Here is a 25,543-nt window from a genome sequence, read left to right as displayed (position 1 = left end):
TGTACCGCAGGGGGGCGCGCCGGACGCCCCTGCCCACCGTCGGGGGACGGCGGACAGGGGCCGCGCAGCCGCGGTACGGGTACGTCGAGGAGCGTCAGTTGACGATCAGGTCCCGGCTGTCGTCGCTCGCCACCGTGTCGAACGCCGGGCGCCAGGTGGGGTTCGGGCTCCAGTCCATGGCGACCTGGCCCTTGGCGTGGGGGATGACCGTGTCCACCCGGAGCGTGATCGTGTAGGTGTACTCCTGGGACCTGGGGACCAGGTAGCTGCCCGAGCAGGAGTACGGGCCGTGCGCCTTTACCGTCGGGTCGTCCACGATCGACGGGGAGCAGTTGGCGGACGAGCCCACGACGGTGGTGCCCGGCGGGATGGTGACCTTGACGCCCAGAGTGTCGCCGCTGCGGTAGAAGATCGTCGCGGGACCGTGGTTGGCCATGCGGAAGGTCAGCTTGGCCGTCTGTCCCTGGGCGGCGGTGACCGTGGCGCCGGAGACGCCGAAGTTCGCCGTGTTGAGGGCCTGAAGGCTTGCGATCTGATAGTCGGTGTTGGATCCGCTCTGCTGCAAGGAGACGGTGCTCGCGGTCGCCGAGGTGACGCGCCCGGCCGTGATCACGTGCAGCCCGAGCTTGGTGCCCGTGCCCTGCTTCCAGGTGCGGCCCTTGAGAACCCAGGCCAGCGTCGGGTCGGAGGCCGGTGCGGTGATCGTGTCCAGATAGGTGTAGTACGCCGTCGAGTTGACGCGCAGTTGCACGGGGGTGCTCAGTTGCGCGGTCTCTGCGACACGCACCGGTCCGGGGATGGTGCACAGTGCCACACCGCTGGTCACGGAGTTCGTGGCCGCGCTGTACTTGCAGTTGGCGTAGCGCGTCGCGAAGTCCAGCCCGGGCGAGGTCATGAGGATGATCGTGGCCGCGGCGGCGGGGCGTGTTCCGATGTTGCTGAAGCGTACCGGCTCGCTCACGGTCGAACCGACCTTGAGGTTGGTGTAGTTCTTCGTCAAGGTCTGGCTGAGGGCCGGCCCGCCGACCACTACGGAGCCGCTCGCCCCCACGATCTTCGCGTGGGCCGCGGTGCCGGTGACCGTATACGTCCCGGTGGTTCCCGTCGGGACGCCCTTGAGCGTGCTGATGTCCATGTACGTGGCGCTGGCGAGCCCCGTGTTCGGAGTCAGGTTCTGCCCGGAGAAGAACTCCGAGCAGGTGGCGACGAAGGCTTTGACGGTGCAGTTCTGCGAGAAGGTCACGTGGGCGACCTTGGCCAGTTTCCGCGCGTCGATGGTGAGCGTGGCGTCCGTGTTCACCGTGGGTGCGGTGGTCCGGAAGACGAAGGACGGCTGGACGGTGCTCGCGATGCCCTTCGTGACGCCGGCCGGAACCGCCGCCGGCAGTGGCGCCTGCAGCGTGATCACCGGCGGGGTGGTGGTGGCCGCGGCCGGGGCGGTACCGGTCAGGGCACCGGTCGCGGAGGCGGCCAGGACCACGGCGAGCGCCGCGGTACGGCGGCGCAGGGCATGCCGTTTCATCGAGTTCGTTTTCCCCCCAAGTCGAAGTGAGCGGGCAGGCAGGCTCGGGGTGGTGGCCGAGCCGCCGCCTTCACAGGATGTACACGCGGAACACTAAGGAACTCCACGCTGTGCGACCTGGGAGTTACGGCCCGGCCATCCGGACAAACGGCGTCGAAAGGCGTCAAGGGCGGGGAGATTTTCCCTGATCATTGCCAAGGGTGCGGTCGGCCGGCGACACCGTCACCTCAGGGGTCGGCACAGGAGAGCCGCGGGGACGCCGCCGGCGGTCCAACTCCAGGTGTAGGCGACGCCGGCCGCGTACTCGTTGTCCGCGCACTGGCCCTTGTAGGAGCCGGGCGCCCAGTCGCTGGCCGTGGAGCCGCCGGTCGCGGGGCGGTTGTCGCCGTGGTCGAACCAGACGTCACGCCCGGTTGTGGGCAGGGGAGCCGCGGTGGGTGCGCACAGCAGCGCCGCCATGGCGTTGTTGTTCACGCTGTAGCCCACGGCGAGGGTGTTGTCGGGGCACTGGAGCTTGCTGTACCCGGAGGCCCAGTCGCCCTCGGTCACGTACCGCTCGTCGGTCACCACGGTGTACGCGCCGGTGGACCGCTGCGGTTCGCCCGAGTCCGTGCACAGGCCGCGGCTGTCGCCACGGCCGAGCCCGACGAGGCGCTCGGTGTCCGGGCAGACGCCCTTGCGATTGCCGTAGGACCAGTCCGGCAGCGCGAGCATGGTGCTGGAGACGTCGGCGTCCGCGAAGTCCAGGTCGAGCATGTTCCAGTGGTCGGGCGGTGCGACCGGGCCGGTCGCGCTCGGGGCGGTGACCAGCTTGTTCCAGTCCGCCGACCGCCAGTCGCCGGGATCGGTGATGCTCAGCGGATGTCCGGCCCGGTCGTACGACAGCGCGGCCCAGTTGTCCTGCGGCGTTCCGTCGGCCGCGGTCCAGCCGACCAGGGGCCACAACGCGAAGTCGGTGTCGTTCCGGATCAGGATGTCGGTGAACGCGTCGAACCACGCCTGTTCCTTCTGGTCCGCCTCGCCGCGGCCGGCCGCGCCGAATTCGCTGACCCACACCGGGGCGGTGAAGTGCTGCCCGGCCTGGGTGACGAACAGTGCTTCCTGATTCACCACGGAGGCGAGCTGGGCCGGGGTGAGGTCCTCGTACTTCGGGTCGCTGGTGGCCCCGAGCCCGGAGGCCGCCCCGCTGTTGGCCGGGCCCGTATAGGCGTAGAAGTGGGCCGCGTACACCAGCTTGTTCGACTCGATCAGGGTGTTGGACAGCGTCGCCACCGGCGTGAGCATCGGCCGGCCGTGCGGCAGCCCGTCGAGCGGGATGCCGTACCAGTTGATGCCCTCCATGACGATCAGCAGGTCCGGGTCGGCGGTCAGTATCCTGTTGCCCGCCTCTTCGAAGGCGGCGTACTCGTCGTGCGCGTCGCCCAGGCCCCAGTTCGGGTCGTCGAGCACGTCCCGGCGCACTTCATTGCGCAGATCCGCGCCGACCACGCGCTTGTCGGCCTTGTAGCGGTCGACCATGAACAGCCAGTCGGCCTCCCACTGCTGCGTGGTCTGCCCGCTGTTCCAGCGCTCATTGCCGTCCACACCGCAGCACCAGCGGGAGGTGGTGGTGTGATTGTTGAGGATCACCGCGAAACCGTCGCCGGTCAGTGCCGTGACCACGGCGTCGTAGACCTGGAGCGGGGTGTCTCCGCGCAGTTGCGGGTTGGCGGCGACGGCGGAGTCGGGCACCGGCGTCGTCTCGTGGATCATCGCATTGGAGAACGGCAGCCTGATGCTGTTGAGGCCGAGGCTGTGGAAGCCGGTCAGGATCTGCGCGATCGACGCGCGGTCCAGGCCGAGCGGCATGTCGAACGCCGGTTCCCCGGCGTGGTTGTTCGCGGGATCGTCAACGGCACCGCTGCCCTCCCAGGTGCCCTGGGCTCCCTCCCAGTTGCCCGCCTTGAGCTTGAAGCGGTTGCCGTTCGCGTCGACGATGTAGCGCCCCGCGGTGCTCAGGGGCCCGGCCCACGACGCGGCAAGTTGCGCTCCGGCCGGCGCGATCGGCCTCGGCACGGTCGACACAGCGGCGGTGGCGGCGGCCTGGGACATGCCGGGGGCGGCGCTCGTCAGCGCATTTATGGCTGCTGCCACTACCACTACCACTGCCACCGCCATCGGCGCGGCCCGGCGTGGGCGCAGGGGTAACAGGTCTCGCGTGATCCAGTTCATCGGGGTGCCCTCTCCAAGAACGGACGCAGCACCCCACAGATTCAGGCACACAGCGGATGAGCGCCACACCCGAGCACGCCAATGCTGTGATCGGTGGGCTCTGTTTCGGTCGCGTGGGCTGCGCGGGGGCCGGCCTTCTGGGCCGGCAGGCACGGCCGGACTGCGAAGATCGAGGAATCCTCGGCCGTGGATATTCCGGCCCGGCCCCCCCTCGGGCACCCGGTCCCGTCCGGTTCCCGTGGGGGGGAATCCGGGTCGAGGTGGCGGGATTTGAACCCACGGCCTCTTCGTCTCGAATGAGGCCGTGATCATCCCCTGGCCTGCGGGGATCGGGGAATCGCAGGTCAGGGCGTAGGTGTGGGTTGGTCTCGGCGGGCCTGGGAAGGCGGCTTTTCCATGATCGTCTCCCAATTTTCTCCCAGAGGTCCCGGGTCCTGGCCTGCCTGAGCCGACTGACCGTGGGTGCGGGAAGTCGGGCGTCAGAGCTTCACGATCACGACGCGGTCGCCGCAGAGCTTGCGCATGTCGTCCTCGTCGGACGTGAAGATCGTGACCCGTCCGGGCTGGCGCAGGGCAACAGCTGCCAGGGTCGCGTCGATGGCGTACTTGTGGCCGTGCAGTCCGGCGTCCTGGAGGATGTCGATTGCGGCGTCGGCGATCTGCTCGGTCACCGGTTCCACGCGCAGCCGCGACAGCGCCCAGCGCCAGGCCGGCCGGTGGAGCTTTGCGTGGTAGGCCTCGACGAGGGTCATCGAGGTCGTGACCACCGGGATGTCCGAGCGGTCGGCGTCCTTGATGCGCAGGCCCATGCGCCGGTCGCCGCGTACCCATTGGGACAGGCCTTCACTGTCGAGCACATAGACCTGCCCGTCGCTCACGCGGCGGCCCCGGGCGGGTTGGTCGCCTGGCGGGCCCGCACCTCACGCTCGGCGTGCGCCCGGTCGATCTCCCTGCGCTCGGCCTCCGCCTCGGCCAGCTCCTCCTCGGTGGCCGGCCCGTACTCGGACTCCCACCAGGCGACGGCCTCATGCAGCCGCTCCCGCTCGCGCTGGCGCTCCACCGCCTGGGTGACATAGCGGCTGAAGCCCCCGGGGCCGACCTGGGAGCGGATCTCCTCGGCCAGCTCCTCCGGCAGCGTCACGGTGTACTTCTTGGTTGCCATACCATCGACCATACCGCCCCGGCTGGTCGGTCCGCCAACGTCGCCGAAGCGCTGGTAGCGGAGAAGGGGCCGACGCATCGAAACTGAGGCATGGACGGCGAGGCGGGACACGCCGGATGCAGCGCCGCTGACGTCGGAGTCCGTGATCCTCCCGTACTGTGCCGGGTGCGGTTAACCCGGTCCTGACGCGGGTCACCCGTTCGTGTGCACGGCCCGGAACCACGGCGGTTACGGGACGGTCATGCCGCCGTACGGCTGCGGGGGCCGGCACCGGGAGCGGGCGCATGGGTGAGGGCCACGATGTCCGGGGCGTCGGCCACCCGGCCCCCCGAAGCTGTCTTGCCGGGTCCCCGCGGTGCCCGGCCGACGACGCCGGACCGGGCGCCGGGTGAGGGAAGTCGCTTGGTGACCACGCGGCCGAGCGGGCGGATAGCCTTGGTCCGCTGAGGGTGTGCGAGGGATCCGGTAGGACCTCGGACAGCCGGAGGACAGTTTCCAGGAGTGGGTGCGGTGGCGAGAGTCCATGTGTCGGCAGCGGACTCTCCTGCCAGTCCGGCCGGCTTCGATGACGCTTCGGCGCCCGGCGTCGTGGACCGGGACCGGCTGCTCGCGGCGTTGCCGCAACTGGCTGCGGGCGAAGCGGTGTTCCTTCCTGCGGATCCGCCCCGGCTGGGGCGGGTGGCGTTCTGGACGCCCGGTGGCGAGCCGCCGGACCTGGGGGTCGAACCGGAGGAGCTCACGGTGGTCCGCCCGCACGGGTCGTCCGTGCGCCGGGCGCGGGTGTCGGCCGTGCCGGTGCCGGTGGAGCAGGCGCTGCCGTTGCTGACCCGTTGCCGGGCGCTGGGTGCGGACGGCAGTGGGCGGGCGTCGGCCGGTACGGCGTTCTGGGGTGCGGCGGCGGTGCTGGGTTTGAGCCTGTTGGCCAGGGGCCGGGTGCTGCCCGGAGTGTCGCCGGACGGTTTCGACGCGTGGCGGGTGGGACCGCTGGACACTGAGGATCATGGGCGGCTGGGTTCCCTTGCCGCCGCGATGCCTCCTGAGGCCCGTGCCGTCGCGGTCCCCGGCCTCTCGCCGCTCACGCTCCCGCCGGCCGAGCCGCTGCTGCGGGCCTTCCTGGACGCCGTGGCCGACTCGCTCACCCGTACTCCTGCCGCCCGTCACCTGTCGGGTGGGCCGGCCTTCGCGGTCCGCGCGCCGCAACCCGTACCGGAGCAGCGGGCCTGGGCGGCGGAGGTCGCCGCGGGCCGCGACGCGGGGCTGCAGGTGTCGCTGCGACTGGAGTGGGAAATGACGTCGGACCGGGAGGACTCCTTCCGGGCCGTGGTCCAGGTGCGCAGCCTGGCCGATCCGACGGTGCTTGCCGACGCCGCGGACCTCTGGGCCGGGAGGGCGAGCGCCCCCGAGTTGTTCGGCCCGCGAGCCCGGGTGGATACGTTGCTGACGTTGCGCCGGGCCGCGCGTGCGTGGCCGCCGGCTGCACGGCTGCTGGACGCGGCCGCGCCGACCGGCCTTGAGCTATCCGACGAGGAAGCCCAGGCGCTGCTGGGCGAGGCGGCCGAGAGCCTTGCCGCGGCAGGGGTGGCCGTGCACTGGCCCAAGGAGCTGGTCCGCGAGCTGACCGCAGCCGGAGTATTGGAGCCCGCCCGTAAAGGGACGACGTCTTCGGCCGAGTCCTTCCTGTCCTCCGGCGGGCTGCTGGACTTCCGCTGGCGGGTCGCGCTCGGGGATCAGGAACTCACCCAGGAGGAGTTGGAGCGGCTGGTCGAGGCGCATCGGCCGATCGTGCGGTTGCGCGACCAATGGGTGGTCGTGGACCCGGAACTGGTACGCCGCCTGCGACGGGCCGCTCAGTTCAGGACGCCGTCGCTGACCGCGATCGACGCACTGGGGGCCGCGCTGACGGGCAGCGTCGAGGTGGACGGCGAATCCGTGGCGGTCACCGCGGGCGGTGTGCTGGAGGACTTGCGCGCCCGGATCGCCGAACCCGAGGCCCACGCCGCGCGCGAGCCCCAGGGACCGCCGAAGACCCTGGCCGCGACCCTTCGCGACTACCAGCTGCGCGGCCTGGACTGGCTGCACCGGATGACCGCGCTCGGCCTGGGCGGCTGCCTCGCGGACGACATGGGCCTGGGCAAGACCGTCACCCTGATCGCCCTCCATCTGCGCCGCCAGGAGCGGAAAGCGACCGCGGGTCCCACCCTGGTGGTCTGCCCCGCCTCACTGCTCGGCAACTGGGAGCGCGAGATCCGGCGTTTCGCACCGGCCGCCCCGGTACGCCGCTTCCACGGCCCCGGCCGCGAACTGGCCGGCCTCGAAAGCGGCGGTTTCGTCCTGACCACGTACGGGACGATGCGCCGCGACGCCGAACGCCTGGCCGAGCAGCCGTGGGACCTGCTGGTCGCCGACGAGGCCCAGCACGTCAAGAACCCGCATGCGCACACCGCCCAGGCACTGCGCCGGATCCCCTCGCGGGGGCGGGTCGCGCTGACCGGTACCCCGGTGGAGAACAACCTGTCCGAACTGTGGGCCCTGCTCGACTGGACCACCCCCGGACTGCTCGGCACCCTGACCTCCTTCCGTGAACGCTACGCCAAGGCCGTCGAAGGCGACCGCGACGAAGAGGCCGCGCGGCGACTGGCCGCCTTGGTCCGCCCCTTCCTGCTCCGCAGACGCAAGTCCGATCCCGGGATCGCGCCCGAGCTGCCGCCCAAGACCGAGACAGACCAGTCGGTGTCCCTGACGAAGGAACAGGTGTCGCTGTACGAGGCCTTGGTGCGCGAGTCGATGAGCGAGATCGAGGGCACGAAGGGCATGGCCCGGCGTGGCCTGGTGATGAAGCTGCTCACCGGCCTGAAGCAGGTCTGCAACCACCCCGCGCAGTTCCTGAAGGAAGCCGGGAACGCGAAGCTGCAGGGCCGTTCGGGGAAGCTGGAACTGCTGGACGAACTCCTCGACACCGTGCTGGCCGAAGACAGATCTGCCCTGGTGTTCACCCAGTACGTGGCCATGGGCCGGCTGATCGAGCGCCACCTCGCCGACCGCGGCGTGGACACGCTGTTCCTCCACGGAGGCACCACGGTCGAACGCCGCGAGGAGATGGTCGACGCCTTCCAGAGCGGCGCGAAGAAGTTGTTCCTGCTGTCCCTCAAAGCCGCCGGCACCGGACTCAACCTGACCCGGGCCGGCCATGTCATCCACTACGACCGCTGGTGGAACCCGGCGGTGGAGGACCAGGCCACCGACCGTGCCTACCGCATCGGGCAGACCCAGCCCGTCCAGGTGCACAAGCTGCTCGCCGAGGGGACGGTGGAGGAGAAGGTCGCCGACATGCTCCGGCGGAAGCGGGAACTGGCCGAATCGGTACTCGGGTCGGGCGAGGCGGCGTTCAGCGAGCTGAGCGACGGCGAACTGGCCGAGCTGGTGGCGCTGCGCGGGACACGGCGATGACCAGGCGAGTTCCGGCGCGGCAGGAGGCTCTCTGCACCTTCGGGGCACTGCCTCCGGCCAAGGGCAGCCGCGCGCCTTTCGCCGAGTCCTGGTGGGGCCGCGCATGGCTGCGTGCCCTGGAGGAGTCCTCCCTGGACTCCGGCCGCCTGCAGCGCGGCCGGACCTACGCGCGCGGCGGCGCGGTCGGCCAGGTCACCGTCGCTCCCGGCAAAGCCGCCGCCCCGGTACAGGGCAGCCGCCGCACCCCGTACCGCTCCACGGTCCAGGTCGAGCAGTTGACGGACCGGCAATGGGACCGACTCCTCGACGTGATCGCCGATCGGGCCGCCAACATCGCGGCACTGCTCGACGGCGAAATGCCCACCGGGCTCGCGGACGACGCCGCGGCCGCGGGCGTCGCGCTGCTGCCCGGCCCCGGCGACCTCGCCCCGGAGTGCAGCTGCCCCGACTGGGGCTACCCGTGCAAACACGCCGCTGCCCTCTGCTACCAGGTGGCCCGGCTCCTGGACCGCGACCCCTTCGTGCTGCTGCTTCTGCGGGGCCGCGGCGAGCAAGAGCTGACCGACGAACTCGGCCGCCGCAACCTCGTGCGCGCCGCCGCCGACGCCCTTGCCGTCCCGGTAGGCGCGGGCGCCGGGGCGGTCGTACCGCCGCCCCCTGCCGGTGACCCCGCCGGGTCGGCGTTCTCCTCCCGCTCCGGACTGCCGCCCCTGCCCGCCGCGCCGCCGCTGCCCCCACAGGCCGGCCGCGGCCCCGCGCTGGCGGAATCAGCCGTTCCGGAGCCCGGTGTGGACCCCACCGCGCTCGAACTGCTCGCCGCCGACACCGCGTTACGCGCACGCCACCTGCTCGCCGCTGCCCTGGACGCTCCCCGTCACGCGGGCACCGCGCCACCCGCCCCGCTCACCGAGTGGCAGGACGCCGTCCGCCTCGCCGCCACGCACCCCACGATGGAGGTGTTCGCGCGCATCGCGGCGAACTGCGGCCGTACCCCCAACGAACTCGCCGCCGCCACCCGCGCCTGGCGCTACGGCGGAGCCGCGTCTCTCGACGTGCTCGAAAACACCTGGAATCCGCCCGCCGGACGCCTGGAGCGCGACCGCGAAGCCCTGCGTACGGACTGGCCCGACGGCGTACCGCCCCGGCTCCGCACCTGGCGCAACCGCTGGACCGTCGAAGGCCGCGACGCCCAACTCCGCCTGAGCAGGGAAGGACTGTGGTACCCGTACACCAAGGACCGGGGCACGTGGTGGCCGGCCGGCCCGCCGGACACCGATCCTGCGGTGGTCCTGGCGGCTGTCCTCGGACGGTGACGCACGGCGCGGGGGATCGCGCCCGAAGACGCCTGAGCCCGCCGACGGGCGAGCCGCTGCCCGTGGCATCCTCCGGCACCACCGGCCGGCACCGTGGTCGAGCTGCCGAGTCCGTCATTTCCGACTCGGCTGTCGGTGCCTGCCCCTACGGTGGGGGAAGGCCGGGGCCCGGCCGTGCAGCAGCGTTGGGAGGGAAATAGCCGTGCGCAGGGTTCCACCGGAGATGTTCCGGTTCACCACGGGCGAGCGGGCCGATCTGTACGGGGCCATCCTGAGCGCGTTCGGCGCGGCCAACGAGCGTCTGGAGACGGCGCTGGTGCTGGATGACATCCGAGGTCGGCTGCGCACGACCGGCTGGCTGGACGCGATATCCGACGAGGACCTCCACGGCGCGCTGAAGGCACTGCGGGAATGGGGGCTCCTGGACGTCGTCCAGAACCACGCGGAGAACTACCGCACCGCGGAGGAGTACGAGCGGCGGAACCTCCAGTACTCACTGACCCGGCGCGGGGAGGCAGCTCTGGCCGGGGTCCGGCACGCTCTGGAAGTGCTCACCTCCACGGGGGCGCTGCAGACTGCGGTGCTGGAGGCGATCACCGACCGGCTGGACGAGTTGTACGTGCTGCTCGGTGAGCCGACCTCAGCGGACCGCCGGATCTTCAGTACCTTGCAGGAACTGGAGGGTCACCTTGAGGCCCTGCTGGACAACACCAAGGCGTTCAACGGCGAGTTGCAGCGGCTGCTGCGCGCCGAGGGCGCAGACCTGGGTGTCTTCCGGGAAGTGAAGGCCGCCACGGTGGCATACCTCCAGGAGTTCCTGGTCAACTTGGAGCAGCGCGGTCACGGCGTCGCCTCGGCTGTCGCCCGCGTGGAGGAGCGTGGGGTCGCCGTCCTGCATGAGAGGGCCTTGCGCGGGGCCGAGTTGCCCCCGGTCGCCGGTGAGGACGCCGGTCCGATCTGGCTGGAGCGCCGCCGAGCGCGCTGGGCGGGCTTGCGGGCGTGGTTTCTGCCGGAGGACGGAACCCGGCCACGAGCGGACCAGCTCCACGACGTGGCCAGGCGGGCCATCGTGGCGTTGCTCCAGGTCCTCGACCGGATCACGGAGTCACGCCGGCGCTCCTCCAGCGCCGCGCAGGACTTCAGGGAGCTGGCGCGCTGGTTCGCGGCCGCCCCTGGGGACGAGGACCTGCACCGGCTGTGGACGCTGGCCTTCGGGCTGGGACCGGCCCGCCACGCACACCTGTCGCATGCGGACCCGGAGCTGGTCCCGTCCTCCGGGACGTGGGCGCAAGCGCCGCCCGTCGAGGTCTCGGCGCTGCTGCGGACCAGCGGGCGCACGGAACGCTTCACACGAACAGGCAAGGTGCGGGATGTCGCGTCCGTCAAAGCCGAGCGGGCGCGCAGAGCGCGGCAGGAGCGCGCCGAACTCCAGCGGGCCTGGGGCGCCTTGCGGACCGACGGGCCGGTGCGCCTGTCCGACTTCGCCGAGCTGGACGACGCCGCGTTCGAGAGGCTGCTCGATCTGCTCGGCAGAGCCCTGTCCGCCCGTCCGGACACATCCGGCGCTCGGCGGGCCGGTACGGCCGACGGTCAGGTGGAGATCACCCTGACCGAGGGCGGCGACGGCGGGACCGCTCGGCTCAGGACGTCGAAAGGCGTCCTGGCCGGGCCGGATTACGTCGTGAGCATCACCGCCGCCGGTGCGTCCGAGTCCCCGTCGCGGCGCGCCGTACATCGGGAGGCCACGGGATGAGCACCCTCGCCAACCAATTGGTCGTCGCTGAACGGGAGGAGGTCGCCCGGGGCATCCGGCTGCTCCTGGCGAAGCCGCTGATCACCGAGCGCGGCGACGCGGCGGCTTTCGACATCGTCCGGCGGCGCAAGGAGCCGCTGGCGAAGTGGTTCGACTACACCTGCGGCTGGAGTCTCGTGGTGGAGCCCAGGCGCGGGTATGCCCGGCTGGCCAAGGTCCGCTCCACAGCGGACGGTTCGCGCCCCGCCCGGCGGCTGCGCTCCGGCCGGGCCCCGTTCGACCGCAGGCGGTACGTGCTGCTGTGCGTCACGGCGGCCGAGCTGCTGGCGGTGCCGGTGACGACCATCGGCTTGCTCGCCGATCGTGTCGTTCGGGCCACCACCGCCGACCCGGCGCTGCCGTCTCTCGACACCGCCGGCCGCGCGGAGCGGATGGCGTTCGTCGACGTACTCAAGCTGCTCGAGTCCTTCGGGGTGTTGACCGCGCTGGACGGTGCGACCGAGTCTTTCGTGGAGTCTGCCGACGCGAAGGTGCTCTACCGGGTGGACGCGACGCTGGTCATGCGGTTGCCGGCCGCGCCCATCGGTCCGTCGCGACTCTCGGTGCCGCCCGAGGAGGTGCCGCTGCGCTTCGAGGAGCTGCTGGCGCAACTCGTGCGGGAAAGCCGCTACGGAGGAGGAGCGATCCCCGCCGACCCGGCCGCCGGCGAGCCGGCGGCCGGGTCCGAGACACAGCGCAACCTGTGGCTGCGCCATTCCGTGCTGCGCCGCCTCTTCGACGACCCCGTCCTGTACCGCGACGACCTCACGGACGACGAACTGGCCTATGTCGCCTCCCCGACAGGACGGCAGATCCTGCGCCGATCGGTCGAGCAGGCAGGCTTCGTCCTGGAGGAGCGGGCGGAGGGTTTCCTCCTCGTGGACGTTGACTCCCTGGCGACCGACACCATGTTCCCCGACGACTCGTCCACCGCCAAAGTCGCCGCTCTCCTCGTCCTGGAGCAGATCCAGGATGCCGCGGGCGGAGCGACGCCGGAACAGCTCGTCGCGATCGGCTCAGGACTGCTGCGGCGGTTTCCCCGCTGGGCCAAGGCGTATCAATCGGAGGACGGGGCCAAGCGGCTGGCTGATGACGCGGTGTCGGTCCTGTGCGACTTCGGGCTCGCCCACCGTGTCGGCGGCCGCACCGTCCTTCGGCCGGCCGCCTTCCGGTACCGCGTCACGGGGACGACCACGAAGGCGCAGAAGAGCGACGGCGACACCGCCGCTCCCGCGGCAGCCTCCGCCGAGGTCGAAGGAGTCTCCCCGTGAGCGTCACGGACCTGCCCGTGAGGAGCACTGCGACCTCGGCGGAGCACGACAGCCCCGCGCCACGCCGCCGCTGGCGGCCTTACCGCGCCGGCATCCTCAACGTCTGGCGCTACTACGACGAGACTTTCGCCTTCCACCAGGGGCGCCTGCTGCTGCGCGGCCAGAACGGCACGGGCAAGTCGAAGGCGCTGGAACTGCTGCTGCCCTTCCTCTTCGACGCCAGTCTGCGGCCCAACCGCCTGTCCACCTTCGGCGGTTCCGAGCGGACCATGCACTGGAACCTCATGGGCGAGGGGGCGACGGGCAAGACACGTGTCGGCTACGTGTGGATGGAGTTCGGCCGCCCGTCGGACGACGGCGGCAGCCGGTGGTTCACCTGCGGAGCACGTCTCCAGGCGAGCACCCACACCCCGAGCGCACACGCCGACTACTTCACCACCACCCAGCGGATCGCCAAGCCCGGTGGCCTCCTCCTGGCCAACGAGCCCGGCCAGCCCCTCACAAAGGCAGCGCTCGCGGACGCGATGGACGGCCACGGCGAGATCCACGCCTCGGCCGATGCCTACCGGACCGCGGTCCGCGGCGCACTCTTCGCCGGAATGGGCGAGCAGCGGTACGAGGCGCTGATCACCGCCCTGCTGCAACTTCGCCAGCCCAAGCTCTCCGAACGACTCGACCCCTCTCTGCTGTCCACGCTGCTGTCGCGAGCCCTGCCTCCGCTGGGTGAGGGCGAGATCTCCGAGCTCGCCGAGGGCTTCGAACGGCTGGACCGGCAGCGCGAGCACCTCAAGGACCTCGACGGGGAGGTCTCGGCGGCAGGCACCATCGCCGCCCGGCAACGGAGCTACGCCCAGCGGGCGTTGCGTGCCCACGCCGCCACAATGATCTCTGCGACCACCGAGATGGACAACCTTACCCGCGTCGCCCGGGAAAGCGCCGAGGAGCACGAGCGGGCGCTGCGTTCACAGGAGATGGCGGAACGGCAGCGCGACGAATATGAGCGACAGGCACGCGAGTTGGAAGCAGGCATCGAGGGCCTGATGGACCGCGATGCGTACAAGCAGGGCAAGGAGCTGGACAAGCTCCGCCGTGGCGCCGAGCGCGCCGAGAGCAACGCACGGCGACAGCGCACCGCCGCCGACGGCAAACTGCGACTGGCGGAGGACGACCGGCAGCGGGCCGACATCGCCGCCGAACGCGCACGAGTGGCTACCGCCCATGCGCAGGCCGCTTCCGAGGACGCCCGGAGAGCGGGGCGTACCGCAGGCATGCAGTCCGTCCACTGCGAGGCGGAAGCGATGCTCGAAACGCCGACGGCCACCACCGATGCGCCGAGCATGGCGGACGCGGCGGGCCAGGAACGGGTGCGGCCGGCCCGCCGGTTGCTCCGGGGTGCCGTCAAGGCCCGGCAGGGCCAGATCACGGAGGTCGTCGACGCCGTCGATCGGCATGAGCGGACCGTTCGCGAGCGAACCAGCGCCGAAGCGGCACTGGACCAGGCCCGCGTCGGCTTGGCGGAAGCGGTCACACGGCGCGACGAGGCGGCCCGCGGCTATGAGGAAGCTCTCACCCGGCAGGCGGAACTGCTGAGGGAGTGGGCGACGGGATGTGTCGAGTTGCGCTTCGCGGACGTCGAGGAGCTTGCCTCCCGGGCGGCGGTCGAGGTCGATGTCATGGCTGCCGTGGAATTCGCCGTCCGCACGACGGACCAGGACATCACCGGGGCACAGACACGTACGGAGGCGTCTCGCGCCGCCGCGCTGACCGAACGCGCCGAGCTCACCGGCGTCATCGGCGTGCTGCGCCGGGAAGCCGACCTTCCTCCCGCGGCTCCGCCGACCCGTACCACGGATCGTTCCACCATGGTCGGAGCACCGTTGTGGCGGCTCGTGGCCTTCCACGACGACGTTCCCGGCACCGTACAAGCAGGCGTGGAGGCGGCTCTGGAGGCGTCCGGTCTGCTGGACGCCTGGGTGAGCCCGTACGGCGGCCTCACGCTGCCCGGTCACGACACCTTGGCCGACGCCGCTTGGGCAGTGCCGGCTCCCGGGACGTCGCTGCTGGACGTGCTGCGTCCCGAAGCCGGTGCCGCGGTGCCCGCTGACACCGTTCAACGACTGCTGGCCGGCATCGCTTTCGGCCCGCGGCTTCCCGCCGTGCACATGGCCGCGGTCGGGGCCGACGGCAGCTGGCGGCTGGCCTTCGCCACCGGCACGTGGAGCAAGCCGGAGCCCGCCCACATCGGTTCCGTCGCCCGGGAGCGGGCCAGGCTCCGTCGCATCGCCGAACTCACGGAGCGGCTCACCGAAATCAACGACGTCGCCGCGGCACTCGACGCCGAACTGGGTGAACTACGCGAACGACGTGCCCGCTTGGAAGCCGACCTCGTCGCCCGCCCCCGGTACCGCGACCTGGACACCAAGCGGCGGGCCTTGGACCGGGCCGAGGAAGGCGTCGGCGTCCGGGACGACGCCGTACGGAGAGCCGTCGGTGTCCTGGCCGACCGCGAGGTCGAAGTCGCCACGTCCCTGCGCACCCTCAGCAGGCTGGCCGCCGAGCACACACTCCCCACCGCCCGGGACCCCCTGAGGAACCTGTCATCCGCCGTGGACGTGTTCCGGGACACTGCCGACGCCTGGACGGACGCGTACCTGCACTGGGCAACGGCGGTGGAGCGAGCCGCGTCGGAGAGCGGCCGGGCCGCTCGCTCCCTCAGCGCCGCCCGGGACCATGCCGCCGACGCCGAGGCCGCCGAGGAAGAGGCACAGGCGCTCGCGGCGACTCTGGAAGCGGTGGAGAGCACGGTCGGGGAGGACTTCCGCGCCATCGCCGCCCGTATCACCGAGCTTCGTCAGGAACTCGACCGGGTCCGCGGGGAGAGGAAGGCCAAGGACACCGAGCTGCTGCAACTCGCGGGATACATTGGCCAGTTGAAGCAGAAGACGGCACAGGACGCGAATGAGCGGGACCACGCTGTCGGCTCCAGGGACGAGGCCGCACGCAGATTCCGGCACCTGTGCGCCCTCGGCCTTCCCGAAGACGCGGGGCTTGCCGTCACCCTGACCGCCCGGGACGGCACCCGAGCCACCCTGGAGGCGGCACGCGCGGTGGCGGCGAAGTGGCCGGATCTCCCCTATGGGTCGCGCAACCTCGGCGACGCCGTGAACCGGCTCTCCGAAGCGATCCACAATGCCCGCGAGTCCGTGGGCCGCCGCGCGGACCTGGATCTGGAATCCGACGACGACGTGCAGATCTTCACCGCCTCCTTGGACGGCGTTCGCATCGGGGCGGCAGGGCTGCTGAAGACCCTCACGGAGGAGCGCGACCGCAGCCGCGACGACATCACTGCCGCGGAACGCCGGCTCTTCGACCAGACCCTCACCGGAGACACCCGGCGGCACCTCGCCGACCGCATCCGCGGGGCCAACGACCTGGTGGACCGCATGAACGGCCACCTCCAGCGCGTCCGCACCGCCTCCAAGGTCGCGGTGCAACTGGTGTGGCAGGTCCACCCCGACCTCCCGCCGGGGACCCGGACCGCTCGCGAACTCCTCCTCAAGGACCCCGCACGGATCACCGACGCCGACCGCGAGGCGCTGCACGCCTTCTTCCGCGCCCGCATCGAAGAAGCCAAGGCCAAGAACACGGCGGCCAGTTGGGAGGAGCAGCTCGCCGAGGTCCTCGACTACACCGCCTGGCACCAGTTCGTGGTCAAGCTCGACCGCGCGAACGGCGCGGGCTGGCAACTCCTCACCAAGAAGCTGCACGGAGCCCTGTCAGGCGGTGAGAAGGCGATTGCCCTGCACCTGCCGCTCTTCGCCGCGGTGGCGTCCCACTACGAGGCAGTACCGGACGCGCCCCGGCCCATCCTCCTGGACGAGGTCTTCGTCGGCGTCGACACCACCAACCGCGGTCAGGTCTTCGCGCTGCTCAGCGCGCTCGACCTGGATCTCGTCCTCACCTCGGACCACGAGTGGTGTACCTACCGGGAGCTGTCCGGCATCGCCGTCCACCAGCTGATCACCGGAACCGACGACGGTGACGACGCAGTGACGAGCGCGCGCTTCGTATGGAACGGCGTCGCGTTGGGGCCGGAGGAGCCGGAGGAGCCGGAGGAGCCGGAGGGGCGGGCAGGGCCGGCGGAGGCGGGGGAGCTTTCGGTATGAGCGACGGTGGATCCCCTGCGGGCTTGGACCGCCCCGAACTGCTGCCGCTGTGGCGGGCCGTGCACGAGCGCCTGTCTTCCGGGCGTCCCGTCAGCCGGGTACGTATCGGCCCGCTCGACGACGAGCAACGCGGAGCCCTCGCCGATCTGCTTGGGCTGGACCGTCTCCCGGACGTCCGGCCCCTCGTCTCGCTCGCACGGCTGGAAGAGGCGGTCGCCGACGCCGGCGGCCGTACGCTCCGGGACATCGTCGCCGGCATTGTGGGTCCTCTCGAGGACCGAGCCGCCGCGCGGCAGCGCCGCGATGACGAGCGGGCCGACCTGTGGACCTGGCTGGAGGTCCACGAGACGGTGCGAGCCCAACCCGCCCTGGACGAGTGGGTCGCTCACTGCCGCAGCGGCGGTCTCATCGACGGCTCGGCACTGAGGACCCGGAGCGTGCTCGCCTCCGCTCTCGCAGTGCTGGCCGCTCTTCCGGCCGACGGGGAACCCCTCCCCGTCTTCGCGGCGCGAATGCTCGACGGGGACTCGCATGCCTTGGACGACGGGAGCCGCCTGTCATCGCTCGTCCTCCGGGCTCTGTCCATCGTGTACGGCGCTGAGGTGCCGGGCAGCGCACAGCAGAGGCGCGCGATGTGGGCGCGAGCCGGGGTCGCCGACGACGAACTGTCCAGCACCGTCCTGGCCGCTGGGCTCCGCCCTCTCGGCGACCGTGTGCTGAGCCGCATCGCGAGCGCCTGCACGGAAGCCGGACACGCCGCCTCGCTCACCCTCGCCCAACTCCGGGACCCGGGCGACCTCCGCCTCTCCACGGAACCGGTGCACATCACGGAGAACCCGAGCGTGATGGCCCTCGCCCTGCGCCGCTTCGGCCCTGACTGCCCACCTCTGGTCTGCACCTCCGGTTGGCCCAACAGTGCGGCCGTCCACCTCCTGCGCTTGCTGGCTGACCGGGGAGCCGCCTTGCGCTACCACGGCGACTTCGACGGCGAAGGCATACGCATCGCCGCCTACGTCCTGGACAAGACTTCCGCCGCCCCCTGGCGCATGACGTCCGCCGACTACCGCGAAGCTCTGCCCCGTACCCCCCGAGGCCCGGCGGTCGGACGACTCACACCAGCCCCCTGGGACCCCGCCCTGGTCCCGGCGATGGCGGAGCACGGCACGGCCGTGCTCGAGGAGACGGTGGCCGAGCTGCTGCTGGACGACCTGGCTGCGCCCAGCGTTGCGCACGGGGAATCCGATGCGTGCTTCTGACTCCCGTGCCGCAGACAGCGCCCGCATAATGCCGTCGCCTACGCGAGCTGGCCTTTGGGAACCCCCGGACCAACATCCGCTCCTCGCAATGGCCGTCCGGCCGCCCGCAGCAGCGCCCTTCGGCCGGCACCGCTGCCGTACGCGGACCTGCGGACGACCGAAGCGGCCGGCGGGCTTTAACGCGTGGCCTCTTCGTCCCGAAGCAATCCGGGGACCCTTACGACCTGTGGTCGGCGTGCGCCTGACCTGCCGAAACCGTCCGCGAGTGTCCGTGGGTGTACGCGCAAGTTCGGGCTCGTTGTCGCGCAGTTAGACACTCAGTCCTGCGCCTGCCTGAACCTTGCCCACACACCCTGACCACGACCTTTCCCGGCTTCCATCCCGTCTGCCTTCGGCCCGCACGTCAGTGGAGCGGGCGTGGTTCCTGGCGTCCAGATGGAGCGCGCCACTGTACGAACGATCTGGACGCCAGGGGCCGCGTCTGCTCGGCTTGCCCGGGTCGATGGCAGGCGGGATGGAAGCTCCCGCCCCCGCCCCCTACTGCGCGCGGTCGCCGGCCGGGCCTGGTCCATCCTGGAGCCTGAGCGCCCCCGCCGGAGGCACCCCCACCCTCCCTCCTTCACCGCGCGAGGCCCCCGAGCCACCGAGCGGCCGGCACTGCCGGCCGGTGGGGTGTTTCCCGTAGCGACGGCTTCCAGCCGGTTGCCAGACCAGCCGGAGACCCGAAAGGGTCAGACCTGCCGATCGACCCGGATCGCCATGCGCGAGAGGCCACGTCCCCGATCGGGGCCGTGGCCGCCGGGCTCCTCGCCCCGCATCCGCCGGCTGGCTGCTGACCTTCCCTGGCCGTTCCGTGGGTCGTGGTGGATCACCGTGCAGATCCCGTAGGCCCGGGCGGTTCCGCGGACAGCGACCACCCCACCCCCGGGGAAGCCCTGGCGACCCCTCCCCTTCCTCTTTCTTCTCCCCTCCCCGCCCAACGGGCGGGGAGCTTGATGAGGTAGGGAAACTCGTAACAACTCCCATAGCTCGCAGCCTCCTCCGCCGCTGAGCATCCTGCTGAACTGGGGTTATAGCCCCGTCTCGGGCTGGCATATGCGACTCCTACGCGACGTATTGTCTCACGTGAGACGAAGTGGCATCATGGATGCATGTCCACCCGCCGCAACCGCCAGCACTCGAAAGCTGCCCAGCGACCGCCCCGGACGGCTGTGGTCACTCCGCCGGAGGCTTCCGCAGACACTCCCGAGGACGCTCGGGCCAGGGGCGTACGACGGCTCGTAGACCCGGGGCAGGAGCGGATTCGGCTGGCCGCGGAACTGGAACGGCTGGATGCCCAACTCCGCCCGCTGATCCTTGAGGCCATCGCGGCCGGCGTACCCTCCCGCCGTGTTGCGGAGCTGACCGGGATCTCCCGCGCCACTGTGGCTCGCTGGGGCAGAAGCGGGGAGTAGCGAAAGTTGGGCCGCGCTCGTTGGCATCGACCGCGGCCCCGTCCGATTCGAAGGAGTCGAAGCCATGTCGAATCGTTCCGCCCTCATCATCGCAGAAAGCACCTGCCCGACCTGTTCCGGCACCTGCGAAACCATCGATGATGGTTCGGTGACCGGAAAGCCCGGCAAGTCCATCCCCTGCTCGTGCGCCCGCGGCTCCCACAGCCCCGCCAAGGCGCCTGATGGAGCACACCACGCCCTGAGTCTGCGACTGTCTATTGAGCCTGCCCACTGCGCCTGTGGGGGCACGGGGTGGCTGGACGGGGGCTTCTACTCCTGGAAGGGAGACATCTACCTCGCGGCCGATGAACGGTGCCCCATTCACGCAGCCTGATGAGGAGCCGTAGTCGCGCAGTTAGTCACGCAACAACGGATCAGGGCCGGTCCTCATTACGAGGAACCGGCCCTGATCTGCTGCTTACCGAGTCGGGGTGGCGGGATTTGAACCCACGGCCTCTTCGTCCCGAACGAAGCGCGCTACCAAGCTGCGCCACACCCCGGTGCAACGAGGATTACTCTAGCGGACCCGGGGCCGGGGACGAAATCCGGTTTCGGCGGGGCGGGGGGTGGCGGAGCGTGGTGGGGCGGGTGCGTCAGGTGAGGGTGAGGAGGGTGGCCTCGGGGGGGCAGGCGAAGCGGACCGGGGTGTAGCGGTTGGCGCCGCAGCCTGCGGAAACGTGAAGGTAGGAGGTGAAGCCGGTGGCCGTGTGGGTGGACAGGCCCTTGACCCGGTCCGTGTCCAGGTCGCAGTTCGTGACCAGGGCGCCGTAGAAGGGGACGCAGATCTGGCCGCCGTGCGTGTGGCCGGCCAGGATCAAGGGGTAGCGGTCGGCCGTAAAGGCGTCGAGAACGCGCAGGTAGGGGGCGTGGACCAGGGCCAGGTTGAAGTCCGTGTCCGGGTCGGGGCCGCCCGCCACCGCCTGGTAGCGGTCCCGCTTGATGTGCGGGTCGTCCAGGCCCGTCAGGCCCAGCACCTCGCCGTGGTCGAGCTTGACCCGGCCGCGCGAATTGCTCAGGCCCACCCAGCCCGCCGCGTCGAACGCGTCCCGCAGGTCCCCCCAGGGGTTCCGGATGATGCCGTGGCCGCCGTGCTTCTTGCCGTTCAGCCCGTGCTGGCCGCGGGCCCGCTCCACCAGGTACCGCCCCGGATTACGGAACTTCGGGCCGTAGTAGTCGTTGGACCCGAAGACGTACGTGCCCGGGAACTCCATCAACGGCCCCAGCGCGTCCAGCACTTCCGGCACCGCCGTCGGGTCGGACAGGTTGTCCCCGGTGTTCACCACCAGGTCCGGGCGCAGCCCCGCCAGCGACTGGATCCATCGGCGCTTCTTGTGCTGGCCGCTGACCATGTGGATGTCCGAGAGCTGGAGGATCCGGATCGGCCGCATCCCGGCGGGCAGCACGGGCACCTCCACGCGCCGCAGACGGAACGATCTCGCCTCGAAGCCGGCCGCGTACGCCACGCAGGCGGCGCCGGCCACCGTCACACCCAGGGGAATTCCGTATCGCGCGCGCATGAGCCCATCGTGTCAGAGTCCGCCCCCCACCCGCGCGACGGGCGGAAGGGCTCCCTTACGGCGCCCGTGAACCGTCGGCCGCGGGGCACGTCCCGCGCGCCCCGCGCATAATCCGGCGCGTTCCCCGGCGCCAGGTGCGAAAATCGGGTCATGAACACCTCGCTCAAGCAGCGCCTGCACGACGACCTCACCGTGGCCATCAAGAGCCGTGACGAACTGCGTTCCGCCACGCTCCGGCTCACCCTCAGCGCCATCACCAAGGAGGAGGTCGCCGGCACCACCGCCCGGCAGCTCTCCGACGACGAGGTGCTGAAGGTGATCACCCGCGAGGCGAAGAAGCGGCGCGAGGCCGCCGAGGCGTTCGCCCAGGGCGGCCGGCCCGAGTCGGCCGAGCGGGAGCGGGCCGAGGGCGAGGTGCTCGCGGAGTACCTGCCGAAGCAGCTCACCGACGAGGAGCTGGCCGGCATCGTCCGCGACGCCGTCGCCGAGTCCGGGGCCGAGGGGCCCAAGGCCATGGGCGCCGTCATGAAGGTGGTCAACCCCAAGGTCGCCGGCCGCGCCGAGGGCGGCCGGGTCGCCGCCGAGGTCAAGCGCCAGCTCGCGGGCTGACACTCCACGACGGCGACTCGCTTCCGTCGGCACCTCACGCGGACGTCGCCCGGGCACCCGGGTTCGGCTACGACCCGGGCACCCCGGTCCGGTTACGGGGTGGCCCCGGCGTGGCTGCTGCCGCGGTACCCGGCTGCTTCGACTGCCCCGGCCCGCCTACTGGAGCCAGCGGTATCCACCGCCCCGGTCCCGCCCGCGGGGGCTACCGGATACCGCCGAAAAACACGTATTTCATGATCAGCGGCACGAATACCGACGCGAGCTTCCAGAGAGCCAAGCAGGCGAGGGCGGACAGGAGCCACACCCCGACAGGGCCGGTCAGGATGTGCCTGAGCCGTCTGACGCGAGCGGCAAGCCGGTTGCGGTGATCGTCGGGCATGTCCCAACCGCCTCCTGCGGGTTGCACTCAACTATCCCGAAGTCAGTCGAGCTGCCCAAGCCCGTTGAGCCGGACAACTCCGGGGATTCCGTCCGCCGGGACAGACGTGAGGGGCGCCCGCCGATGGGGGGCGCCCCTCACGCATGCTCCCCCGGTGCCTCAGGGCCCGGGTGCCGTCCCTACTGCTGGGCTCCGCCCGGCGGGAAGAACGTCGGGAGGGTGATGCCGCCCGGGCCGTTGTGCTTGCCGCCGCCCTTGTTGCCGCCCGGGTTGGTCGGGTTGGTCGGGTTGGCCGGCGGGGACTGCTGGCCGCCGGGGCCCGGAGAGGCGGGGGGCTGCTGGCCCTTGTCCGGGATGTTCATCGGCACGGTGACGAAGTTGAGCGCGGGCTGGCCCTCCAGGGCGCCGGTCATCGCGTCCTTCCAGATCGGGGCCGGACCGTCGGCACCCTGCACCTTGTCGAAGTAGACGCCGCCGATGGTGACGTTCAGCATCTTCTGGGAGTGCCGCGGGTCGCCCATCCAGACCGCCGCCGCCATGTTCGGGGTGTAGCCGGCGAACCAGGCCGCCCAGCGGTCGTCGGTGGTACCGGTCTTACCGGCGGTCTCCCGGCCGTCCAGGTTGGCCGCCGTACCCGTACCGTCGTCGACCACGCCCTTGAGCATGGTGTTCAGGGTGTCCGCGGTCTTCTGCGACATGGCCTGCGAGCAGATGGACTTGGGCACCGTCAGGCTCTTGCCCGCCGTGTTGGTCACCGACTGGATGGCGATCGGCGTGCAGTAGGTGCCGCGGTTGGCGAAGGCGGCGTACGCGGCGGCCACGGTCAGCGGCGACACCTCGTTGGTGCCCAGGGTCAGTGACGGAATCTGCTGCAGCGGCTTGCCGTCGGCCCGTCCGAAGCCCAGCTTGTCGGCCATCTTCACGATCGGGCACAGGCCGACGTTCGCCTCGAGCGCCACGAAGTACGTGTTGATCGACTTCTTCAGCGCCTCGGGCATCGCGAATGGCCCGACCTCGCTCTTGCTCTCGTTCTGGGTGTGGCCGCCGGCCGGGATGTTCGCGCCGGAGCAGGTGGTCACCGCCGGGTACGGCATCTCGTACGGCGAGGGGTACACCTGGGACGGCTGGTAACCGGCCTCCAGAGCGGCGGCCGCCGTTATCGGCTTGAACGTCGAACCGTTCTGGAAGCCGCCGCCACCACCCATGTTCTCGTCGACCGAGTAGTTGATCTGCGTCTGGTTGGTGCCGAAGCCGTACGGCCGGCTCTGCGCCATGGCGACGATCTTGCCGGTGCCCGGCTGGACCAGGACGCCCGCCGCGGCGACCTTGTCGCTCTTGTAGACGTGCTTCTGTATGCCGCTGAGCACCGAGGCCTGCGCCTTGGGGTCGAGCGTGGTCTTGATCGTCAGACCGCCGGTGTCCCAGGTCTTGGCCCGGTCCTCCTTGGTCTTCCCGAAGGCCGCGTTCTGCAGGAAGGTCTCGCGCACGTAGTCACAGAAGAAGCCCGCGCCGTTGACCGCGGTGATGCAGCCGTTCTTGGGGGAGCTGACCTTCAGGCCGAGCGGGGCCTTCTCGGCGGTGGCCGCCTGCGCCGGGGTGATGTCCTTGAGCTGGGCCATCCGGGCGAGGACGGTGTTGCGCCGCTTGATCGCCTCCTGCGGGTCGCTCACCGGGTCGTACGTGCTCGGCGACTGGACCAGGCCGGCCAGCAGCGCGGCCTGGGTCAGGGTGAGGTTCTTGGCGTGGGTGCTGAAGTACCGCTGCGAGGCGGCCTCGATGCCGTACGCCTGCTCGCCGAAGAAGGTGATGTTGAGGTAGTTCTCCAGGACCTTCTTCTTGCCCAGCTCCTTCTCGACCTGGATCGCGTACTTCATTTCCTTGATCTTGCGGCCCACGGTCTGCTGGGTGGCCTGGGCGACCTTGTTCGGGTCGTCGCCGGCCTCCTCCACGAAGACGTTCTTCACGTACTGCTGGGTGAGCGTGGAGGCGCCCTGGGTGCTGCCGCCGCCGCTGTTGTTGCTCAGCGCGCGCAGGATGCCCTTGATGTCGATCGCGCCGTGCTGGTAGAACCGCGAGTCCTCGATGGCGACTATCGCCGTGAGGATGTTCGGGCTCATGTCCTGGATCGGCACGACCGTGCGGTCGCGGGAGTAGACGGTGGCGATCAGGCCGCCGTTGGCATCGAGGATCTTGGACGCCTGGCTCAGTGGCGGCTGCCGCAGTTCACCGGGCAGGTCGTCGAAGCCCTTGGCCGTACCTTTCGCGGACAGTCCGAGGGCGCCGGCGGCGGGCAGGGCGATCCCTGCCAGGACGACACCGGCCAGCACGCTGACACCGAGGAACTTGGCGGCTTGCTGGGCCGTGGACAGCCCCCCGCCGGAACGCTTGTGAGCCATGGGGGCAGCCTAATCCGTCCGCATGTGAGTTCCGGGGGGTGCTGCCCCGGGCTGTGGAAAACCAGTACGAGAACGTTACATCCGGGCAGCTTCGCCCGTGCGGGTCACGGCAGGGACGAAATCGAGCCGATTCGACAGGATCAGGACGGGGTCGCGGTCAATCGGGGTGCATATGCGGTCAAAAAGGTACGCAATGACCCCGGGTCCGGGTGGGCAACCGCCGACCTTGCGAATTCCCGGACGGGCGGGCACCTGTTCGCCTACTCTGTAACAGGCGGGGCGCGATCGTCGGGCGCGCACCTGTCTTTCTTCGTCACTCTTGTGAGTGATGAGAGGTGTCCGAATTTCCGCATATGCCGGAGATCGTGAGGGAGATGGCGGGTGAACATCCGCTGAACGTCCCATAGATCCGATTTGGCTACTGCTCACTCCGGTGGGTGATCTGCTGCGCACGCATAGTCCTTTCGGGCCATGCAAGATTGGGCCTGAAAGGGCTGTTGCGTCGCGCCTACCTTCCGTAACGTCCTCAACTGGCAACGGTGAATATGCCGTTCGCCGCCGTGGGGGAGCCTCGATTCGGGAGAGGACGGCGCCAGCATGAGTAGCTGGGTAACCGACTGGAGCACGCAAGCCGCGTGCAGGACCACTGATCCGGACGAACTGTTCGTCCAGGGTGCGGCCCAGAACCGCGCCAAGGCGGTGTGCACCGGCTGCCCGGTGCGGACCGAATGCCTGGCGGACGCGCTGGACAACCGCGTGGAGTTCGGCGTGTGGGGGGGTATGACCGAGCGTGAGCGCCGTGCGCTGCTCCGCCGCCGCCCCACGGTGACGTCCTGGCGCCGCCTCCTGGAGACGGCCCGCACCGAGTACGAGCGCAGCACAGGCCTGCTGCCGCTCGGCGACGAGGACGACTTCGCCGCGGCCGGCTGACCACCGCGCGCCGTACCGGCTCGCGAGGCGCGTCTCGGGCGCGCCCGGGCAACGTCACGTCGTCGCAGGGGGCCGCGCC

Annotated in this window: 15 protein-coding genes and 1 tRNA gene; 8 read left to right on the top strand and 8 right to left on the bottom strand. The window is 70.7% G+C overall.

Annotated elements, in window-relative coordinates; genetic code table 11:
- Window positions 1-94: 94 nt before the first annotated feature.
- From ITX44_RS31475 to ITX44_RS31460, 4 genes are all read right to left on the bottom strand, one after another.
- On the bottom strand, window positions 95-1,522 hold the full coding sequence (locus ITX44_RS31475) for a hypothetical protein (protein WP_205361535.1): 1,428 nt from the start codon (window positions 1,520-1,522) through the stop codon (window positions 95-97).
- A gap of 222 nt (window positions 1,523-1,744) precedes the next feature.
- The gene (locus ITX44_RS31470; protein WP_205361534.1) at window positions 1,745-3,679 is read right to left on the bottom strand and encodes a glycoside hydrolase family 5 protein; all 1,935 of its coding nucleotides are present in this window, start codon (window positions 3,677-3,679) and stop codon (window positions 1,745-1,747) included.
- 533 nt (window positions 3,680-4,212) lie between these two features.
- Window positions 4,213-4,611: a PIN domain-containing protein gene (locus tag ITX44_RS31465; RefSeq protein ID WP_205361533.1), complete on the bottom strand. Its 399-nt coding sequence runs from the start codon at window positions 4,609-4,611 to the stop codon at window positions 4,213-4,215.
- A complete protein-coding gene (locus ITX44_RS31460; protein WP_205361532.1) occupies window positions 4,608-4,895 on the bottom strand; it encodes a hypothetical protein in 288 nt (95 codons plus the stop codon). Before ITX44_RS31460 ends, ITX44_RS31465 begins: the two co-directional genes overlap by 4 nt.
- A 501-nt stretch (window positions 4,896-5,396) precedes the next feature.
- Between ITX44_RS31460 and ITX44_RS31455 the strand changes: the two genes are divergently transcribed.
- The 6 genes from ITX44_RS31455 to ITX44_RS31430 all read left to right on the top strand — a co-directional run bounded on the left by ITX44_RS31455 (window position 5,397) and on the right by ITX44_RS31430 (window position 18,140).
- Window positions 5,397-8,342, top strand: coding sequence for an SCO1167/SCO6262 family helicase (locus tag ITX44_RS31455; protein WP_372441048.1), 2,946 nt, complete (start codon window positions 5,397-5,399; stop codon window positions 8,340-8,342).
- Window positions 8,339-9,655, top strand: coding sequence for an SWIM zinc finger family protein (locus tag ITX44_RS31450; protein ID WP_205361531.1), 1,317 nt, complete (start codon window positions 8,339-8,341; stop codon window positions 9,653-9,655). Before ITX44_RS31455 ends, ITX44_RS31450 begins: the two co-directional genes overlap by 4 nt.
- Before the next feature lie 223 nt (window positions 9,656-9,878).
- On the top strand, window positions 9,879-11,408 hold the full coding sequence (locus tag ITX44_RS31445) for a TIGR02677 family protein (RefSeq protein ID WP_205361568.1): 1,530 nt from the start codon (window positions 9,879-9,881) through the stop codon (window positions 11,406-11,408).
- Window positions 11,405-12,718 (top strand): TIGR02678 family protein, encoded by a 1,314-nt coding sequence (locus tag ITX44_RS31440; RefSeq protein ID WP_205361530.1) that lies wholly within the window; start codon window positions 11,405-11,407, stop codon window positions 12,716-12,718. Before ITX44_RS31445 ends, ITX44_RS31440 begins: the two co-directional genes overlap by 4 nt.
- Window positions 12,715-16,884, top strand: a complete 4,170-nt coding sequence (locus ITX44_RS31435; RefSeq protein WP_205361528.1) for a TIGR02680 family protein — start codon at window positions 12,715-12,717, stop codon at window positions 16,882-16,884. The genes ITX44_RS31440 and ITX44_RS31435 overlap by 4 nt, the downstream gene beginning before the upstream one ends.
- Complete coding sequence (locus ITX44_RS31430) at window positions 16,881-18,140, top strand: TIGR02679 family protein (protein ID WP_205361527.1); 1,260 nt, start codon at window positions 16,881-16,883, stop codon at window positions 18,138-18,140. The genes ITX44_RS31435 and ITX44_RS31430 overlap by 4 nt, the downstream gene beginning before the upstream one ends.
- A gap of 1,919 nt (window positions 18,141-20,059) precedes the next feature.
- Here the strand turns inward: ITX44_RS31430 and ITX44_RS31425 are convergent.
- Together ITX44_RS31425 and ITX44_RS31420 are read right to left on the bottom strand one after the other, a co-directional pair.
- Window positions 20,060-20,133: transfer RNA gene (locus tag ITX44_RS31425), tRNA-Pro, on the bottom strand.
- Between the two features lie 93 nt (window positions 20,134-20,226).
- Window positions 20,227-21,150 carry a metallophosphoesterase gene (locus ITX44_RS31420; RefSeq protein ID WP_205361525.1) on the bottom strand — a complete coding sequence of 308 codons (924 nt, stop codon included), beginning with the start codon at window positions 21,148-21,150 and terminating at the stop codon, window positions 20,227-20,229.
- A gap of 150 nt (window positions 21,151-21,300) precedes the next feature.
- On the opposite strand from ITX44_RS31420, the gene ITX44_RS31415 reads away from it, so the two are divergent.
- On the top strand, window positions 21,301-21,759 hold the full coding sequence (locus ITX44_RS31415; RefSeq protein WP_205361522.1) for a GatB/YqeY domain-containing protein: 459 nt from the start codon (window positions 21,301-21,303) through the stop codon (window positions 21,757-21,759).
- Window positions 21,760-21,961: 202 nt separating this feature from the next.
- On the opposite strand, the gene ITX44_RS31410 is transcribed toward ITX44_RS31415, so the two are convergent.
- A complete protein-coding gene (locus ITX44_RS31410; RefSeq protein ID WP_205361521.1) occupies window positions 21,962-22,138 on the bottom strand; it encodes a hypothetical protein in 177 nt (58 codons plus the stop codon).
- A 179-nt stretch (window positions 22,139-22,317) separates the two neighbouring features.
- Window positions 22,318-24,534 carry a transglycosylase domain-containing protein gene (locus tag ITX44_RS31405; RefSeq protein WP_205361519.1) on the bottom strand — a complete coding sequence of 739 codons (2,217 nt, stop codon included), beginning with the start codon at window positions 24,532-24,534 and terminating at the stop codon, window positions 22,318-22,320.
- A 597-nt stretch (window positions 24,535-25,131) separates the two neighbouring features.
- Between ITX44_RS31405 and ITX44_RS31400 the strand changes: the two genes are divergently transcribed.
- The gene (locus ITX44_RS31400; protein WP_205361517.1) at window positions 25,132-25,464 is read left to right on the top strand and encodes a WhiB family transcriptional regulator; all 333 of its coding nucleotides are present in this window, start codon (window positions 25,132-25,134) and stop codon (window positions 25,462-25,464) included.
- The last annotated feature ends 79 nt before the right edge of the window (window positions 25,465-25,543 follow it).

Origin of the sequence: Actinacidiphila acididurans, assembly GCF_016918855.1 — a bacterium.
GTDB lineage: Bacteria > Actinomycetota > Actinomycetes > Streptomycetales > Streptomycetaceae > Actinacidiphila > Actinacidiphila acididurans.
Note: the sequence above shows the minus strand (reverse complement) of the source record. Positions and strands in the feature narration are given on the sequence as shown.

What these genes read in the sequence shown, in the direction of transcription:
- ITX44_RS31475 (WP_205361535.1), bottom strand. Translation starts at nt 1,522, where the DNA reads ATGAAACGGCATGCCCTGCGCCGCCGTACCGCGGCGCTCGCCGTGGTC.
- ITX44_RS31470 (WP_205361534.1), bottom strand. Translation starts at nt 3,679, where the DNA reads ATGGCGGTGGCAGTGGTAGTGGTAGTGGCAGCAGCCATAAATGCGCTG.
- ITX44_RS31460 (WP_205361532.1), bottom strand. Translation starts at nt 4,895, where the DNA reads ATGGCAACCAAGAAGTACACCGTGACGCTGCCGGAGGAGCTGGCCGAG.
- ITX44_RS31450 (WP_205361531.1), top strand. Translation starts at nt 8,339, where the DNA reads ATGACCAGGCGAGTTCCGGCGCGGCAGGAGGCTCTCTGCACCTTCGGG.
- ITX44_RS31445 (WP_205361568.1), top strand. Translation starts at nt 9,879, where the DNA reads ATGTTCCGGTTCACCACGGGCGAGCGGGCCGATCTGTACGGGGCCATC.
- ITX44_RS31440 (WP_205361530.1), top strand. Translation starts at nt 11,405, where the DNA reads ATGAGCACCCTCGCCAACCAATTGGTCGTCGCTGAACGGGAGGAGGTC.
- ITX44_RS31430 (WP_205361527.1), top strand. Translation starts at nt 16,881, where the DNA reads ATGAGCGACGGTGGATCCCCTGCGGGCTTGGACCGCCCCGAACTGCTG.
- ITX44_RS31420 (WP_205361525.1), bottom strand. Translation starts at nt 21,150, where the DNA reads ATGCGCGCGCGATACGGAATTCCCCTGGGTGTGACGGTGGCCGGCGCC.
- ITX44_RS31415 (WP_205361522.1), top strand. Translation starts at nt 21,301, where the DNA reads ATGAACACCTCGCTCAAGCAGCGCCTGCACGACGACCTCACCGTGGCC.
- ITX44_RS31410 (WP_205361521.1), bottom strand. Translation starts at nt 22,138, where the DNA reads ATGCCCGACGATCACCGCAACCGGCTTGCCGCTCGCGTCAGACGGCTC.
- ITX44_RS31405 (WP_205361519.1), bottom strand. Translation starts at nt 24,534, where the DNA reads ATGGCTCACAAGCGTTCCGGCGGGGGGCTGTCCACGGCCCAGCAAGCC.
- ITX44_RS31400 (WP_205361517.1), top strand. Translation starts at nt 25,132, where the DNA reads ATGAGTAGCTGGGTAACCGACTGGAGCACGCAAGCCGCGTGCAGGACC.